Raw genomic sequence first — 15,307 nt, 5'->3', positions numbered from 1 at the left:
GTCCGGTCCCGGCGCCGGTGCGAAGTTTGCCGATGTGAGCGCAGGGTAGTTCGACGGCTGTGACCACACCTGAGCAGCGACGGCAGGATGAGGAAGCGCTCGAGAGCGGCGAGGCGTACCAGGATGCCGAAGGGCGCCGGACCGCAGACCCGGACACCGCAGCCGCGCACGCCGACAGCGAGGCCGACCGTAATGCCGAGCAGTTGAGCCGTGGCGAGGTCGGCCCGGGCATCCCCGAGAGCCAGTGAGACGTTAACAGGGGGCCCTTCCGCTACCGGAGGCGTTAACAGGGGGCCCTTCCTTGCTCACCGGGTGCGCAGCCGCCACCCGGCGACGGCCGCGACGGCCAGCAGGACCACGAGCACCGGGCCGCCGATCAGCGCGACGAGGCCGGCGCCGACGTTGGCGCCGATCCCACCGGCGGTCAGCACCCGCCCCGCGAAGCCGACCAGCGCGCCGGCCGCGACGAGGGGCGCCAGCACCGCCCACCACCGGGGGTCCAGACGGCGTACGGCGGTGGCGCGCACCAGCACGGCGAGCGCGGCCACGGCGACGCCGCACGCGACGACGCCGACGAACCGGTCCCCGACCGGGCCGAGGCTCACCGGGCGCACCACGTAGTCCAGAACCACCCCCTCATCGGCGAGCCGCCGCGCCTCGTCGTTGGTGAGATCACCGACCAGCCACCAGACGGCGACCGGTGCGGCCAGGACCAGCAGCAGGGACGGGAGCGCGGGTCGGTAGGCAGCCGGCATCGAAGGTCACCTCTCCTCAGGGGGCGGTGGCGGTTCGCCGGCCAGTATGCGGTGCGCAGCGGGAACGTTTCGGCGCCGTCGGACGGGTAATCAGCCGCGCCGGTTCCGGTTGGGCGGGCCGCCGCCCTGACCCGCGAGGGAGCGATCGATGTCAGACCAGCAGCCCACCGTCGTCCTCGTCCACGGCGCGTTCGCCGAATCGGCGAGCTGGAACGGCGTGATCGAGCGGATGGGCGCGGCGTACTCGGTGGTGGCCGCCGCGAACCCGCTGCGCAGCCTGCCGGACGACGCCGCCTACCTGCGCGACGTGATGGCCGGGATCGGCGGGCCGGTCGTGCTGGTGGGCCACTCGTACGGCGGCATGGTGATCACCGAGGCGGCCACGGACGACCCGTCGGTGCGCGCCCTCGTCTACGTCAACGCGTTCGCCCCGGACACGGGGGAGTCGGCGCTGGCGCTGTCCGGGCAGTTCCCCGGCAGCACGCTGCCGGACACGCTGGTGCGGTACCCGGTGTCCAGCGGCGGGAACGAGGTGGCGATCGGGCAGGACGCGTACCACAAGCAGTTCGTCGCGGACGTGCCCGAGGATGTCGCGGCGCTGATGGCGCGCACCCAGCGGCCGGCCACCGAGCAGGCGCTCGGCGACTCGTTGACCGCGTCGCGGCCGGCCTGGCGGTCGCTGCCCACGTGGTTCGTCTTCGGCGACGCCGACATGAACGTGCCGGTGGCCGCGCACCGGTTCATGGCGGAGCGGGCCGGCGCGCGGGGTGTCCGGGAGATCGCCGGTGCCTCGCACGCGATGACGGTGTCGCGGCCCGCCGAGGTCGCCGAGACGATCATCGAAGCGGTACGCGGAACCAGCTGACCCGGCCGTGCCCCGTACCTGCCGGCGCGCGGCCGTCTCGGCGACCATCCGCGAAGGGGGCCGGCGCCGAAGGGGTCAGGCGGTCGTGCAGTGTGCGCCGTTCAGGGTGACCGAGGCCGGTTCGCCGGTGTGCCAGGCGTTTACCGCTGGCAACCGGCACCGGCAGCACACGTGGCACCTCGCCAGGACTTGACCTTGACCTTCGGGTAAGGCCCAGCCTGGGTCGTGCCGGCCGCGGTGGCCGGTACGAGGAGGATGTCGACGTGGAGCTGCTGACCATCGGGTCGTTCGGCCGGTCCGCCGGCCTGACCGCGAAGGCGTTGCGCCTGTACGACGACATCGGGTTGCTGCCGCCGGCCGCGGTCGACGCGGAGTCCGGTTACCGCTTCTACGCACCCGATCAGCTCGACCGCGCGCGGCTGATCGCCACGCTGCGCCGGATCGGCATGCCGCTGGCGGAGATCCGCCGGGTGTGCGACCTCGATGCCGCCGCGGCGGCCGAGGCGATCGGCGCCTGGTGGCGGGAGGTCACGGCCGACACGGCGGCGCGCAGCCGCGTCGCCACCCACCTCGTGGACCTGCTCGCCGGAAGGGACACGACCATGCCCGACACGAACCGCGCCCCCGCCCTCCGCTACGCCGTCCGCTGTGAGGCGGGCGCCGCGCGGGACAGCAACGAGGACGTCGCGTACGCCGGTGACCGCCTGCTGGCCGTCGCCGACGGGACCCGGGGACCCGGCGGTGCCGCCGCGAGCACCGCAGCCGTGGACGCGCTCACGGCGCTGGAACCGACCGACGCGACCGGGCCGGAGCTGCTCACCATGCTGGCCGACGCGGTGGCCGACGCCGACCGTCACGTTCGCCGTGCGGCGACCGACGACCACCGGCCGGTCACCACGCTGACCGCGTTGCTGCGCTCCGGCGACCGGCTCGCACTGGTGCACGTCGGCGACAGCCGGGCGTACGTGCTGCGGGGTGGCGAGCTGTTTCAGCTGACCCGCGACCACACGTACGTGCAGTCGCTGGTCGACCAGGGCCGGCTCGGCGCCGACGAGGCCGCCGCCCACCCGCAGCGTGCCCTGCTGGCGCGGGCGCTGGGTGCCGGCGCCGGCCCGGTGGAGGCCGACCTGGCCCTGCGTACCGTCGTCGACGGCGACCGCTACCTGCTCTGCTCCGACGGGCTGTCCGCGGTCCTCGACCGCGCCGAGCTGTCCGCCGCCCTCGGCCTCGACGGTGATCCCGAGCAGGTCGCGCAGCGGCTGACCGACCTGGCGTACGCGAAGGGCGCACCCGACAACATCGCCTGCGTCGTAGCCGACGTGATCTCCTGACCCACCCGGGTTAGGGGGTGGTGGCGGGGTGGTGGTTGTCGGTGTGGGTGGCCGGGAGGGGGGTTGGGCTGGGAGTGGGGGTGGGGGCGGGGGCGGTGGAGTCGCGGACGACAAGCAGGTGGCCGGTCGAGCGGCGGCGCGGACGGGTCGATCTTGGTTTGAGTGCGAGTGACAGCGCCATCCGGCCCATGTCGGTCATCGGCAGCCGGATGGTGGTGAGGCTCGGGGCGAGATCGGCGGCGACGGAGACGTCGTCGAATCCGACGACCGACATCCGCTCGGGCACGGGGATGCGGTGCGCCCGCAGGGTCGACAGCACGCCGATGGCCATCGCGTCGTTGAGGGCGATGATCGCGGTGGTCCGGGGGTGGTCGCGCAGGATCAGTTCGGCGGCCACCCGCCCGCCGTCGCGGGTGAAGTCGCAGTGGACGACGGCGAGGTCGTCGAGGGAGAGGCCGCGCTGGTGCAGGGCCGTCGACACGCCGGCGAGCCGGTCGGCCACAGTGGTGAGCCCGGCCGTCCCGGCGGCCACCGCGATGTGCCGGTGACCGAGGTCCAGCAGGTGCTCGGCGAGGGCCCGGCCGCCCGCCTCGTTGTCCGGCAGGACCGCGTCGACGCCGAGCGCGTGCCGGCCGATGACGGCGACCCGGCCGCCCTGCCGCTGGAACTCCGCCAGCTCGGCCCGGGCCTCGGCCTCGATGCGGGCGTCGTCGTAGCCGGACCCGGCGACGAGGATGATGCCGACCCGCTGCGCGATGAGGTGACGCAGCTGCCGGAGCTCGGCGTCCGGGTCGCGGCCCGAGTGACAGATCTGCACCAGCAACCCCTCCTCGGCGGCGACCTGGATGACTCCGCCGGCGATCTCCGAGAAGTACGGGTCGTCGACCTGGTGCACGACCAGTCCCACCGTCGAACTGGCACCGCCGGCGAGGGTGCGGGCGTACGGGTTGGCGACGTAGCCCAGCTCCTGCGCGACCTGCCGGACGCGGGCGGCCACCTCCTCGCTGACCCCGTCCCGGCCGGCGAGGGCTCGGGACGCGGTCGCCAGCGACACACCGGCGCGCTCCGCCACCTCGATGAGACGCAGCCTCGGGCCAGGCCTGGGCATCGGCAACTCCCTGGAAACAACTTTGTCATCTGACTATTGCCAGTGACGACGGCCACAGCCTAGTCTACGTAAGCGCTTTCGTAAGCGCTTCCGTCCCGGCAAAGGAGCATCTCGGGATGACAACCCGTATGAAGCGAATCCGATGGATGACAGCGATCGGCGCGAGCCTCACCCTCGCGCTCACGGCCTGCGGTGGCGGCGGGGGCGGCGATTCCTCCGACGCCGACGACCCGATCGTCGTGGGGATCTCCCTCCCCCTGACCGGGGACTTCTCCGAACCGGGCAAGGGCGTGCAGCGCGGCTACGAGGCCTGGGCCAAGATCACGAATGAGAAGGGCGGCCTGCTCGGCCGCCAGGTGGAGCTGAAGATCCTCGACGACCAGTCCAGCGCCGACCGCGTGGTCGCCGACTACGAGCAGTTGATCGGGAAAGACAACGTGGACCTCGTGGTGGGTCCGTTCTCGACCCGCCTCGTCGTGCCCGCGGCCCGGGTCGCCGAGGAGTACGGCATGCTCTTCGTCGAACCGGCGGGCGCCGCGAAGGAGGTCTTCGAGCAGGGCTTCAAGAACCTCTTCTACGCCGCGCCGGCCGTGGCCAACGACCACTACAACCACCTGGCCGAGTACATCCTGGCGCTCCCGCCGGACCAGCGGCCGAAGACCGCCGCGTACGCGGCCATGGACGACCCGTTCGCGCAGGGCACGGCGTACGGGCTGAAGGAGAAGCTCGAGGCGGGCGGGATCCGCACCGTCGTCGACGAGGTCTACCCACCGAACACCACCGACTTCGGCAGCATCGCCGCGAAGATCGCGGCCTCGAAGGCCGACATGGTGGTGGGCGGCTCGCAGTACCAGGACGGCGTGAACCTCATCGTGGCCCTGCAGCAACTTCAGTACCAGCCGAAGTTGGCCGCCTTCTCCACCGCCCCGACGAACCCCGAGTTCGCCGCGGCGATCGGCAACAAGACCGAGGGGATCCTGTCGCCGACCGGGTACACGCAGGACGCGCCGTACCCGAGCAACACGGAGTTCGTCGAGAAGTACACCGCGCAGTTCGGCTCGCCGCCGGAGGAGGACGAGGCCAACGCGTACACGACCGGTCAGGTCGTGGCCGCGGCGGTGACCGCGGTCGGCTGCGCCGAGCAGGGCGACTGCCAGAAGAAGCTGGTCGAGTGGGTCCGCGGCAACACCGTCGAGACGGTGGTCGGGCCGCTTTCCTGGGACGAGACCGGTAAGCCCAAGGGCGCCCACATGATCCAGCAGTGGGCGGGCGGCAAGATCCAGATCGTGCTCCCGGCCGACGCCAAGGAGACCGACCTGATCTACCCGAAGCCGGCCTGGTAGGACGCGATGCCCTCCGGTGCCCTGCTCTTCCAGAGCATCATCCTGGGTCTGCTGCTGGGAGGGCTCTACGCCCTCCTGGCAGCGGGCCTGACCCTCTACTTCGGAATCATGCGGGTCGTGATGATCGCCCACTCGGCGTTCCTCATCCTCGCCGCGTACCTCGCCTGGTGGTCCCACAGCCGGCTCGGCGTCGACCCGCTGCTGTCCATGATCGTCACCGTGCCGCTCTTCTTCGGCTGCGGCGTCCTGTTGCAACGGCTGCTGCTGGCCCGGCTGCGCCCGGTCACCTTGACGATGATGTCGGTCCTGCTGACCTTCGCGGTCGCCGTCGTCATCGAGGGCCTGCTCGGTTACGTCTTCACCGGCACCCAGCGGCGGATCCAACTCGGCTACGGGTCGGCGAGCTTCGGCCTCTTCGGCGCCCGCGTCGCGATCGTCAAGCTGATCGCCTTCGGGCTCGCCGCCGTCGCCCTGCTCACCCTCTACCTGCTGATGAAGAAGACCACGTTCGGCTGGGCGCTGCGGGCCACCATCCAGCACCGGGACGCGGCGCGGCTGGTCGGCATCGAGACCGAGCGGGTGGCCGGGTACGGCTTCGGCCTCGGACTGGCCACCGCGGCCGTCGGCGGCACGGCGCTCGCCCTCGACACCACCATCTACCCGTCCCTGCACTGGCACTGGATCGGGCCGCTGATGGCGATCATCGTGGTCGGCGGGCTCGGCAGCGTGCCCGGCGCCGCGATGGCCGCGATGGTCCTCGGCATGCTGCAGAGCCTGCTGCAGATCCCGCTCGGCACGACCTGGGCGCAGACCATCTTCTACCTGGCCCTGTTCGCGACCCTGGCGTTCCGGCCACAAGGTTTCTTCGGAGGTCGCCTTGCCCAGCGCTTCTAAGTCGACGAGCGCCCCGGCGGTCCCGCGCGGAAACCTCAACCGGATGCTCCAGGTGACGGCGATCGTGCTGCTCGCCGTGGCGGTGCTGGCCTTTCCGTCCCTCGCGCCCAACCCGTACGTTCTCTCGGCCGGCGTCGTGGTGCTCAACTACGCAGTGCTGTCGACGGCGTGGAACTTCGTCGGCGGGTTCACCGGGTACATGTCGCTCGGCCACGGCGCCCTGGCCGGCCTCGGCGGCTACGGTACGGCTCTGCTGGTCACCAAGGCCGGCCTGCCGAGCTTCGTGGCGCTGGTGGCGGCCGCCCTGCTGGTGGCGGCGCTGGCCGTGCCGATCGGCTTCGCCGCGCTGCGGGTCCGCGGCGCGTCGTTCGTCATCGTGTCGATCGCGCTGGTGCTGATCCTGCTGCTGGTCTTCCAGAGCTGGGCGTCGCTCACCGGCGGTTCGCGTGGACTGGTGGTGCCGCGCCCGTTCCCGGACCTGCTGCGTCCGGAGCACCACCGGGCCTTCTACTACCTGTTCGCCGGGCTGCTCGCGCTCACCCTGCTGGCGTGGTGGGCCATCGACCGGTCCCGCTTCGGTCTCGGGCTGAAGGCGATCCGGGAGGACGAGGACAAGGCGGAGGCGCTGGGCACCCCGACCTTCGCGTACAAGCTCGTGGTGTTCGTCGTCTCGGCGGGATTCACCGCCCTGGGCGGCGGGCTGTACGCGCTGTGGTTCGGCGACCTGGACCCGGTGTTCCAGTTCTCCATCCTCACCGGCTCGTACCTGGTGCTGATGGCGCTGCTCGGTGGCGTCCGGAACCTGTTCGGCCCGGTAGTCGGCGCGCTGGTGGTCGGCATCGGGCTGGAGTACTTCAAGGTGGAGTTCGGTGACACGCAGCTGCATCTGGTCGCCACCGGCGTGCTGCTGGCACTGGTGGTGCTCTTCATGCCCGACGGCGTGCTGCCGGCGATCGGCTCGCTGCTCGGCCGGCTGCGCCCGGCTCAGAGTTCCATCCGCGAGGTCACCGCCGCCGAGCTGCGCGCGCAACGCGCCGCGGTCGGCGACACGGCCGGCCGGGAACCGGTGGACGCCACCGCCGGAACGGCCGGCGGGCGGGCGAAGTCGACGGAGGAGCGATCATGAGCGGGGTACGGAGTCTCGCCACGAACGAGCTGACCAAGGCGTTCGGCGGCGTGGTGGCGCTCGACGGCGCCAGCGTCGAGTTCCGCCACGGCAAGGTCAACGCGTTGATCGGCCCGAACGGCTCGGGCAAGACGACCTTCTTCAACTGCGTGACCGGGATGATCCGGCCGGACGGTGGGCAGGTCACCTACCGGGGCCGGGACATCACCGGCGCGGCGCCGCACCGGATCGTCCACGCCGGCGTCGGCCGTACGTTCCAGCTGTGCCGGGTCTTCCCCCGGATGACCGCGCTGGACAACGTCCTCGCGGCCGTGCGGCCGACGGGCCTCGCCGGCCTGCTGCGCGGCGCGCGGGTCCGCGCGGACATCGACCGGGCGCGCGGCTGGCTCACCCGTCTCGGCATCGAGCACCTGGCCGACGTGGAGGCCCGCAACATGTCCTGGGGCCAGCAGAAACTGCTGGAACTCGCCGGGGTGCTGATGAGCGACCCGGAAACCGTCCTGCTCGACGAGCCGGCCGGCGGTGTCAACCCGGCACTGCTGGACCGGATCGGTGCGCTGGTCCGCGACCTCAACGCCGAGGGGCGGACGTTCGTGATCGTCGAGCACAACATGGACCTCGTGATGAGCGTCAGCGACCACATCGTGGTGTTCGACCGCGGCCGGCCGATCGCCGAGGGCCCGCCGTCGCTCATCCGCTCCGACGAACGCGTGCTGGGGGCCTACCTTGGCGTCTGAGATCGAACTCGTCGACATCCAGGCCGGCTACGGGCGCGCGGCGCCGGTGCTGCGCGGCCTGACCGTCTCGGTGCCGGCCGGCACGATCGTCTGCCTGGTCGGCCCCAACGGCGCCGGCAAGTCCACCGTGCTGAAGGTCGCCAGCGGGCTGCTCAAGCCGCGCTCCGGGAAGATCCTCGTCGGCGGCGTGGACGTCACCGGCCAGGGGCCGCAGCGGATGCTCGCCTCCGGCGTCGCGCACGTCCTGCAGGGACACAGCGTCTTCCGCGAGATGACGGTCGCGGAGAACGTCCTGCTCGGCGGCTACACGTTGCGGGACAAGGCGCTCGTCGCCCAGCGGACGGCCTTCGTCAAGGAGGTCTTCCCGGTCGTCGCGCAGCGCTGGAACTCGCTGGCCGGGCTGCTCTCCGGCGGCCAGCAGAAGCAGGTGGAGTTCGCCCGCTCGCTCATGGTCAACCCCAAGGTCGTGCTCCTCGACGAGCCGTCGATGGGCCTGGACCCGAAGGCGACCACCACGGTCTTCGAACAGGTCGTGCGAATGCGCGACGCTGGTACGGCGGTGCTGCTGGTGGAGCAGAACGCCCGGCGCGCGCTGGAGACGGCGGACCTCGGCTGCGTGCTCGACCTCGGGCGCGTGCACATCTCCGGGCCGGCGCCGCAACTGTTGGCCGACCCGCAGCTCGGCGAGTTGTATCTCGGCGGACGGCCCGCCGAGCCCACGACACCGCCGAAGCGGTAACACACCCCGACGTACCAGCGGCACAGAGTTGGAGCGGGGGCACGCAAGCGCTTCCGAAAGCGGTTACGCGCTCCCGCCGGAGCTGAAACGAGGTGTACGCGATGACCAGAACGAGACGGGTCGCCGCCGCCACCGCCGCCGTACTGGCGGCTGGTGTGCTGGCCGGCGCCGGGGCCGCCCCGGCACAGGCGGACCGGACCAACCCGCGCGACGTCCACCCGCACCTGCGATCGAACCTGGTCGCCTTCTACGACTTCGACCACCCGGTGGAGGGCGACACCGCCCTCGAGCGGGACCAGGGCCGCTCCGGCACCGAGATCGAACTCGTCAACGGCGGCGCCGACATGCGCGTGGCCGACCACGCCTACCCCGGCAGCGGTGACGCGCTGCAGACCCGCCAGGTGAACCCCGCCCAGACCGGCAACGACGACTGGAAGGCCGGCATCTGGTCCGCCAGCGGCGTCCGTACCCTCCGGCCCTTCGCCGGCACACCGGGCACCACCGTCATGGGCTGGTTCAAGCTGGAGATGGACGCCCCTGCGTTCAACTCCACCACCGCCAACCCGACCGACCGCTTCAACGCGATCGGCCTGGCTGGAGTGTTGACCGGCGACTCCGACGGCCACGGCGTCCGGGCACTCCTGGAGCTCATCGACGTCAACGGCGAGCTGCGCCTGGTCGCGCTCGGCCGGCGCCTCGACGGTGGCAACTCGCAGACCTTCGCCGCGAATGAGGACTGGCGGACGCTGCTGCCGAAGGGGGAGTGGGTCCACCTCGCCGCGACCTTCGACTTCAACAGCGGCGAGCTGGCGCTCTACCGCAACGGCCAGCCGCTGGACGGCTTCTCCACCCGTACCGACGACCCGTGGCTCGTGTCGGGGCCGGGCCCGCACGTGACCACCGCCTCCGACCCCCGCGGCATCAAGATCGGCGGAAGCTTCCCGCAGGACACGCTCGAGCGGAACCCGTGCGACTGCCGCATGGACGCCCTGATGTTCCTCGACAGCGTGGTCTCGGCGAGCGACGTCGAGAAGCAGTACCGCTACATGGCCCGCTGACCGACCCTCGGCCGCCTCCCACCGAGAAGGAGACCCGCGTGCGTAGTAACGGCAGAATCCGCAGATCCGCGCTGACGGCTGGACTCACCGCCGCCGCGCTCGTCCTGTCCACCCTGGTCGCCGGCTCCGCCCGGGCCACCGAGCCGATCGACGACCCGGTCGTCGAGATGCCCACCCAGTCCCGGCTCGGGCTGGTCCTGACCGAGTACGCCAGCTTCCCGCAGTCGTTCCCCACTCCCGCCCCGACCGACCAGCGGCTGATGCGGACCGCCCGCATCAACACCATCATGGAGCTGCCCGACGGCTCCGGCCGCCGGGCCGTGCCGGACCTCAACGGCCACCTCTACCTGGTCGAGGACGGCGTGCCGCACGTCTACCTCGACGTCGCCGACACCTTCGCGCCGCAGTTCTTCTCCGGCCGGGGCCTCGGCCAGGGCTTCGGCTACGTCGCGTTCCACCCGGAGTTCGGCAGCAACGGCCGGTTCTACACCATCCACACCGAGCAGGCGTCGCTGGCCACCCGGGCACCGGACTACGCCCAGGCCAACGCCATCTTCCACGGCGTGATCAACGAGTGGACGGCTACCGACCCGGCCGCCGACACGTTCGCCGGCACCCGGCGCGAGGTGCTGCGGATCGGCTTCGCCGGCCAGATCCACGGCATCCAGGAGATCAACTTCAACCCGACGGCGACCCGCGGACAGAGCGACTACGGGCTGCTGTACCTGGCCGTCGGCGACGGCGGAACCGGCGTCCGTAACACCGAGCCGCAGAACCTGGGCATGGTGCACGGCAAGCTGCTGCGGATCGACCCGCAGGGCACCGACTCGGCCAACGGGCGGTACGGCATCCCCGCGGACAACCCGTTCGCCGGCCGGGCCGGCGCCCTCGGCGAGATCTACGCAGTCGGCTTCCGGGACCCGCACCGGTTCAGCTGGGACCCGGCCACCGGCCGGATGTTCCTCGGCCACATCGGCGAGCACGCCATCGAGGCGATCTACGAGGTGCGCGCCGGCGACAACTTCGGCTGGAGCGAGCGGGAGGGAGCCTTCGTCTTCGACCGTACGGCGAGCGCCTGCGACAAGCTCCTCCCGCTGCCGCCGAACGACGCCGACTTCGGCTACACCTACCCGGTCGCCGCGTACGACCACAACCCGGCGCCCGGCTGGAACTGCACCTCGGACGTCGGTGTCGCGGTGGCCGGCGGGTTCGTCTACCGCGGCAACGAACAGCCCGCGCTGAAGGGCAAGTACGTCTTCGGTGACCTGGTCGACGGGCAGGTCCTCTACACCGAGGCCAACGAGATGCGGCAGGGCCACGAGATGGCCACGATCCACCGGCTCGCGCTCTTCAACGCCGTCGGGGACCCGGTGCGGATGCAGGACCTCTCCGGACCCGGGGCCCCCGGCAACCCGGAGCGGGTCGACCTGCGCTTCGGCACCGACGCCGCCGGCGAGCTGTACCTCCTCGCCAAGGCCAACGGGAAGGTCTGGAAGGTGACCGGCACCCGAGAGTTCGCAAGCGGCGACGTCGGCGGCACCAAGCTCCACAAGCCGTCAGGCCCGGACAGCTGGGCGCCGGTCACCCCGTCGAAGTGGCGGTTCGACGGCGACGAGGTGATCCTCGCCGAGGCGGGCGTGAGCCGGCCCGGTCCGCGCCGCCCGTTCGAGTACGCGGTGGTGACCGAGGGACCGCAGTGGTCCTCGGTGGAGATCAAGGCGGACGTGCGGCTGGACACGCCGGTCGAGGTGACCAACCGGGACGTGATCATCGTCTTCGGCTGGCGGTCGGACACGCAGTTCTACTACGCCCACCTCTCGACCGACAACACGATCCTGCCGCACAACGGCATCTTCAAGGTGGACAACGCCGACCGGCAGCGCATCGACTACCAGTGGAACGGCCGCTCGCGCGGCGCCGACCCGGCGATCGTCGACGCTGACTGGCACAAGGTGCGCGTCGTTCACCTGCCGGCCACCGGCGAGATCGCGGTCTACGTGGACGGCAGCAAGGACCCGCTGATGACCGCGAAGGACACCACGTTCGGCTCCGGACGGGTCGGCTTCGGCTCGTTCGACAACATCGGCCGGTTGCGTCACCTGACGGTGACGGGAACCCCGGCCTGAACCGGTCCGGTGGGGACGGCGGCAACGTCGCCGCCGTCCCCACCGGGCGCCGGGCAGTGTGCGGCACCCGGCTGGCCCGGGTGCGGAGATGACCCCTGAGGAGGGTGGGACGATGACGGCACGTGTCCCGATCGGCATCGCGATGAACGGCGTGACCGGGCGGATGGGTTACCGGCAGCATCTGGTCCGATCGCTGCTGGCGATCCGTGAGCAGGGCGGCGTAGCGCTGCGCGACGGGAGCCGGCTCTGGCCGGAACTCGTCCTGGTCGGCCGGAACGAGGCCAAGCTGCGCGACGTCGCGGCCCGGCACGGGTTGACCGACTGGACGACCGACCTGGGCGCCGCCCTGGCCCGCCCGGACGTCGCGATCTACTTCGACGCCCAGGTGACCAGCGAACGGGAGAAGGCCCTCCGGCTCGCCATCGACGCGGGCAAACACATCTACACCGAGAAGCCGACCGCAACCACCCTGCACGGCGCGGTCGACCTGGCCCGCGTCGCCGACGCGGCCGGGGTGCGCCACGGCGTCGTACAGGACAAGCTCTTCCTGCCCGGCCTGCGCAAGCTCGACCGGCTCGTGCGGGGCGGGTTCTTCGGCCGCATCCTGTCGGTACGCGGCGAGTTCGGCTACTGGGTCTTCGAGGGGGACTGGCAGGAGGCGCAGCGGCCGAGCTGGAACTACCGGGCCGCTGACGGCGGCGGCATCGTGGTCGACATGTTCCCGCACTGGCACTACGTGCTGGAGCAGATCTTCGCGCCGGTCCGCGCGGTCACCGCGCACGTCACCACCCACGTCCCGCGCCGGTGGGCCGAGGACGGCCAGCCCTACGAGGCGACCGCCGACGACGCGGCGTACGCGATCTTCGAGCTCGACGGCGGCATCGTCGCGCAGATCAACTCCTCCTGGGCGGTCCGGGTGAACCGGGACGAGCTGGTCGAGTTCCAGGTCGACGGCACCGAGGGCAGCGCGGTCGCCGGCCTGCGTCGCTGCCGCGTCCAGCACCGGGCCACCACCCCGAAGCCGGTGTGGAACCCGGACCTGCCGTCCACCGACGACTTCCGCTCACAGTGGCAGGAGGTGCCGGACAACGAGGTGTTCGACAACGGCTTCAAGGCCCAGTGGGAGATGTTCCTGCGCCATGTCGCCGAGGACGCCCCGTACACCTGGGACCTGTGGGCCGGCGCCCGCGGCGTGCAACTGGCCGAGCTGGGCCTGCGCTCGGCGCGCGAGGGCCGGCGCGTCGAGGTCACGGAGCTGCGGTCGTGAGCCGCACCGTCAACCTGCCCGACGGGCCGTTCACCCTCTCCGGCGCCGGGCGCGAGCACGCGACACCCGGCGCGGCCTTCACCAGCCGGGTCGCGTACGCCGCCGCGCACGTCGTCGCCGACCCGCGGGCGGAGAACGTGCCGGGCGTACCCGCCGCGGTGGACTGGGAGGCGACCCTGGCGTTCCGCCGGCACCTGTGGTCGTACGGGTTCGGCGTCGCCGAGGCGATGGACACGGCCCAGCGCGGCATGGGCATGGACTACCCCGCCGCGCGCGAGCTGATCCGCCGATCGGCGGCGGCTGCCCGGACCGAGGGCGGCGCGATCTGCGCGGGCGTCGCGACCGACCAGCTGCCCGCCGGCCCGGCAACGCTCGACGAGATCGGCAAGGCGTACGCCGAGCAGCTCGCCGACGTGCAGGACGCCGGCGCCCGGCCGGTGCTGATGTGCAGCCGCCACCTGGCCGCCGCGGCCCGGTCCGCCGACGACTACCTCGACGTCTACGGGCGGTTGCTGGCCGACGCCGACGCTCCGGTGGTGCTGCACTGGCTGGGGCCGGCCTTCGACCCGGCGCTCGCCGGCTACTGGGGCGACGCCGACCCGGCCCGGGCCGCGAACACCGTGGTGGCGCTCATCGGGACCCACACCGCCAAGGTTGACGGTGTCAAGCTGTCGCTGCTCGACGAGGACTTCGAGGTCGCGCTGCGCCGGCGCCTGCCGGCCGGGGTACGCCTGTACACCGGCGACGACTTCAACTACCCGGCCCTGATCCGGGGCGACGCCGAGGGCCACTCGGACGCGCTGCTCGGCGTGCTGGCCGCGATCGCGCCACCGGCCGCGGCCGCGCTGCGCGCGCTGGACGGCGGCGACCTGGCGACGTACGACCGGATCCTGGCGCCGACGCTGCCGCTGGCCCGGCACCTGTTCGGCGCACCGACCTTCTACTACAAGACCGGCATCGTCTTCCTGGCCTGGTTGTCCGGCCACCAGGACCACTTCAACATGGTCGGCGGCCTCCAGTCCGGACGGTCGCCGGTGCACCTCGGCCGGCTGCTGCGCCTCGCCGACGCGGCCGGGCTGCTGCCCGACGCCGACCTGGCCGCCCACCGGGCGCGGGCGTTCATGACCACGGCGGGGGTGGCGCAGTGAAACGGTTCGCGCTGAACTCCGCGACGACGAAGCGGTGGCCACTGCCGGAACTCGTCGCCGGCTGCGTCGACGCCGGCGTCTCCGCGGTGGGGCTGTGGCGGGAGGACCTCGCCGCGTACGGGGTCGAGGCGACCGCGACACTCGTGCGGGACGCCGGCCTGAGCGTCACGTCGCTGTGCCGTGGCGGGTTCTTCGGCGAACCCGGCTGGCTGGCCGAGAACCGGCGGGCGATCGACGAGGCGGCGGCGGTGGGCGCGCCGGTGCTGGTGCTGGTCTCCGGCGGGCTGCCCGCCGGCGATCGGGATCTCGACGGCGCCCGTGCTCACGTGCGGGACGCGATCGGCGAGCTGGTGCCGTACGCCGGTGCGGCCGGTGTCCGGCTCGCCATCGAGCCGCTGCACCCGATGTTCTGCTCCGACCGGTGTGTCGTGGCGACCCTCGGCCAGGCCCTGGACCTGGCCGCGCCGTATCCCGCGGACGTGGTGGGCGTCGTCGTCGACACCTACCACCTCTGGTGGGACGACCAGGTGTGGGCGCAGATCGCGCGGGCCGGTCGGGAGGGCCGGATCGCCTGCTTCCAGGTCGCCGACTGGGTGACGCCGTTGCCGGCGGGTGTGCTGCTCGGTAGGGGGCTGCCCGGTGGCGGCTGCGTCGAGCTGCGCCGCTTCCGGGAGGCCGTGGACGCCGCCGGGTACACCGGCCCGGTGGAGGTGGAGGTCTTCGCCGAGGAGGTGTGGGCGCGGCCCGGCCGCGAGGTGCTCGACGAGGCCGTCGCCGGATACCTCGCGCACGTGGCCTGAGCGCCGGACG

The 15,307-nt window shown here is 72.1% G+C and carries 15 protein-coding genes; 13 read left to right on the top strand and 2 right to left on the bottom strand.

Features of this window, described 5'->3' with window-relative positions; all coding sequences use genetic code 11:
* The first annotated feature begins 59 nt into the window (after positions 1–59).
* The gene (locus ABTW87_RS17450) at positions 60–248 is read left to right on the top strand and encodes a ribonuclease (RefSeq protein ID WP_350651849.1); all 189 of its coding nucleotides are present in this window, start codon (positions 60–62) and stop codon (positions 246–248) included.
* A gap of 57 nt (positions 249–305) precedes the next feature.
* On the opposite strand, the gene ABTW87_RS17445 is transcribed toward ABTW87_RS17450, so the two are convergent.
* Positions 306–755: a hypothetical protein gene (locus ABTW87_RS17445; RefSeq protein WP_350651848.1), complete on the bottom strand. Its 450-nt coding sequence runs from the start codon at positions 753–755 to the stop codon at positions 306–308.
* A 148-nt stretch (positions 756–903) separates the two neighbouring features.
* On the opposite strand from ABTW87_RS17445, the gene ABTW87_RS17440 reads away from it, so the two are divergent.
* Together ABTW87_RS17440 and ABTW87_RS17435 are read left to right on the top strand one after the other, a co-directional pair.
* On the top strand, positions 904–1,620 hold the full coding sequence (locus ABTW87_RS17440; RefSeq protein WP_350651847.1) for an alpha/beta fold hydrolase: 717 nt from the start codon (positions 904–906) through the stop codon (positions 1,618–1,620).
* A 263-nt stretch (positions 1,621–1,883) separates the two neighbouring features.
* The gene (locus ABTW87_RS17435) at positions 1,884–2,951 is read left to right on the top strand and encodes a MerR family transcriptional regulator (RefSeq protein ID WP_350651846.1); all 1,068 of its coding nucleotides are present in this window, start codon (positions 1,884–1,886) and stop codon (positions 2,949–2,951) included.
* 10 nt (positions 2,952–2,961) lie between these two features.
* Here ABTW87_RS17435 and ABTW87_RS17430 read toward each other — a convergent pair whose 3' ends face one another.
* Positions 2,962–4,059: a LacI family DNA-binding transcriptional regulator gene (locus ABTW87_RS17430; RefSeq protein ID WP_350651845.1), complete on the bottom strand. Its 1,098-nt coding sequence runs from the start codon at positions 4,057–4,059 to the stop codon at positions 2,962–2,964.
* Positions 4,060–4,205: 146 nt separating this feature from the next.
* Here ABTW87_RS17430 and ABTW87_RS17425 point away from each other — a divergent pair, with 146 nt between their 5' ends.
* From ABTW87_RS17425 to ABTW87_RS17380, 10 genes are all read left to right on the top strand, one after another.
* A complete protein-coding gene (locus ABTW87_RS17425) occupies positions 4,206–5,402 on the top strand; it encodes an amino acid ABC transporter substrate-binding protein (protein ID WP_350651844.1) in 1,197 nt (398 codons plus the stop codon).
* A 6-nt stretch (positions 5,403–5,408) separates the two neighbouring features.
* Positions 5,409–6,296 carry a branched-chain amino acid ABC transporter permease gene (locus tag ABTW87_RS17420; protein WP_350651843.1) on the top strand — a complete coding sequence of 296 codons (888 nt, stop codon included), beginning with the start codon at positions 5,409–5,411 and terminating at the stop codon, positions 6,294–6,296.
* A 43-nt stretch (positions 6,297–6,339) separates the two neighbouring features.
* Positions 6,340–7,422, top strand: a complete 1,083-nt coding sequence (locus ABTW87_RS17415; RefSeq protein ID WP_350651842.1) for a branched-chain amino acid ABC transporter permease — start codon at positions 6,340–6,342, stop codon at positions 7,420–7,422.
* Positions 7,419–8,159: an ABC transporter ATP-binding protein gene (locus tag ABTW87_RS17410; RefSeq protein ID WP_350651841.1), complete on the top strand. Its 741-nt coding sequence runs from the start codon at positions 7,419–7,421 to the stop codon at positions 8,157–8,159. Before ABTW87_RS17415 ends, ABTW87_RS17410 begins: the two co-directional genes overlap by 4 nt.
* Complete coding sequence (locus tag ABTW87_RS17405) at positions 8,149–8,898, top strand: ABC transporter ATP-binding protein (RefSeq protein ID WP_350651840.1); 750 nt, start codon at positions 8,149–8,151, stop codon at positions 8,896–8,898. Before ABTW87_RS17410 ends, ABTW87_RS17405 begins: the two co-directional genes overlap by 11 nt.
* A 101-nt stretch (positions 8,899–8,999) precedes the next feature.
* Positions 9,000–9,956 carry a LamG-like jellyroll fold domain-containing protein gene (locus tag ABTW87_RS17400; RefSeq protein ID WP_350651839.1) on the top strand — a complete coding sequence of 319 codons (957 nt, stop codon included), beginning with the start codon at positions 9,000–9,002 and terminating at the stop codon, positions 9,954–9,956.
* A gap of 38 nt (positions 9,957–9,994) precedes the next feature.
* Positions 9,995–12,082, top strand: a complete 2,088-nt coding sequence (locus ABTW87_RS17395; RefSeq protein ID WP_350651838.1) for a PQQ-dependent sugar dehydrogenase — start codon at positions 9,995–9,997, stop codon at positions 12,080–12,082.
* A gap of 112 nt (positions 12,083–12,194) precedes the next feature.
* The gene (locus ABTW87_RS17390) at positions 12,195–13,349 is read left to right on the top strand and encodes a Gfo/Idh/MocA family protein (protein ID WP_350651837.1); all 1,155 of its coding nucleotides are present in this window, start codon (positions 12,195–12,197) and stop codon (positions 13,347–13,349) included.
* A complete protein-coding gene (locus ABTW87_RS17385; RefSeq protein WP_350651836.1) occupies positions 13,346–14,497 on the top strand; it encodes a dihydrodipicolinate synthase family protein in 1,152 nt (383 codons plus the stop codon). The genes ABTW87_RS17390 and ABTW87_RS17385 overlap by 4 nt, the downstream gene beginning before the upstream one ends.
* On the top strand, positions 14,494–15,297 hold the full coding sequence (locus ABTW87_RS17380) for a sugar phosphate isomerase/epimerase family protein (protein WP_350651835.1): 804 nt from the start codon (positions 14,494–14,496) through the stop codon (positions 15,295–15,297). The genes ABTW87_RS17385 and ABTW87_RS17380 overlap by 4 nt, the downstream gene beginning before the upstream one ends.
* Positions 15,298–15,307: the final 10 nt, after the last annotated feature.

The sequence above is a fragment of the Micromonospora sp. NPDC126480 genome (assembly GCF_040302465.1).
GTDB lineage: Bacteria > Actinomycetota > Actinomycetes > Mycobacteriales > Micromonosporaceae > Micromonospora.
The sequence above is the reverse complement of the archived record's forward strand: the minus strand, read 5'-3'. Positions and strand labels throughout refer to the sequence as shown.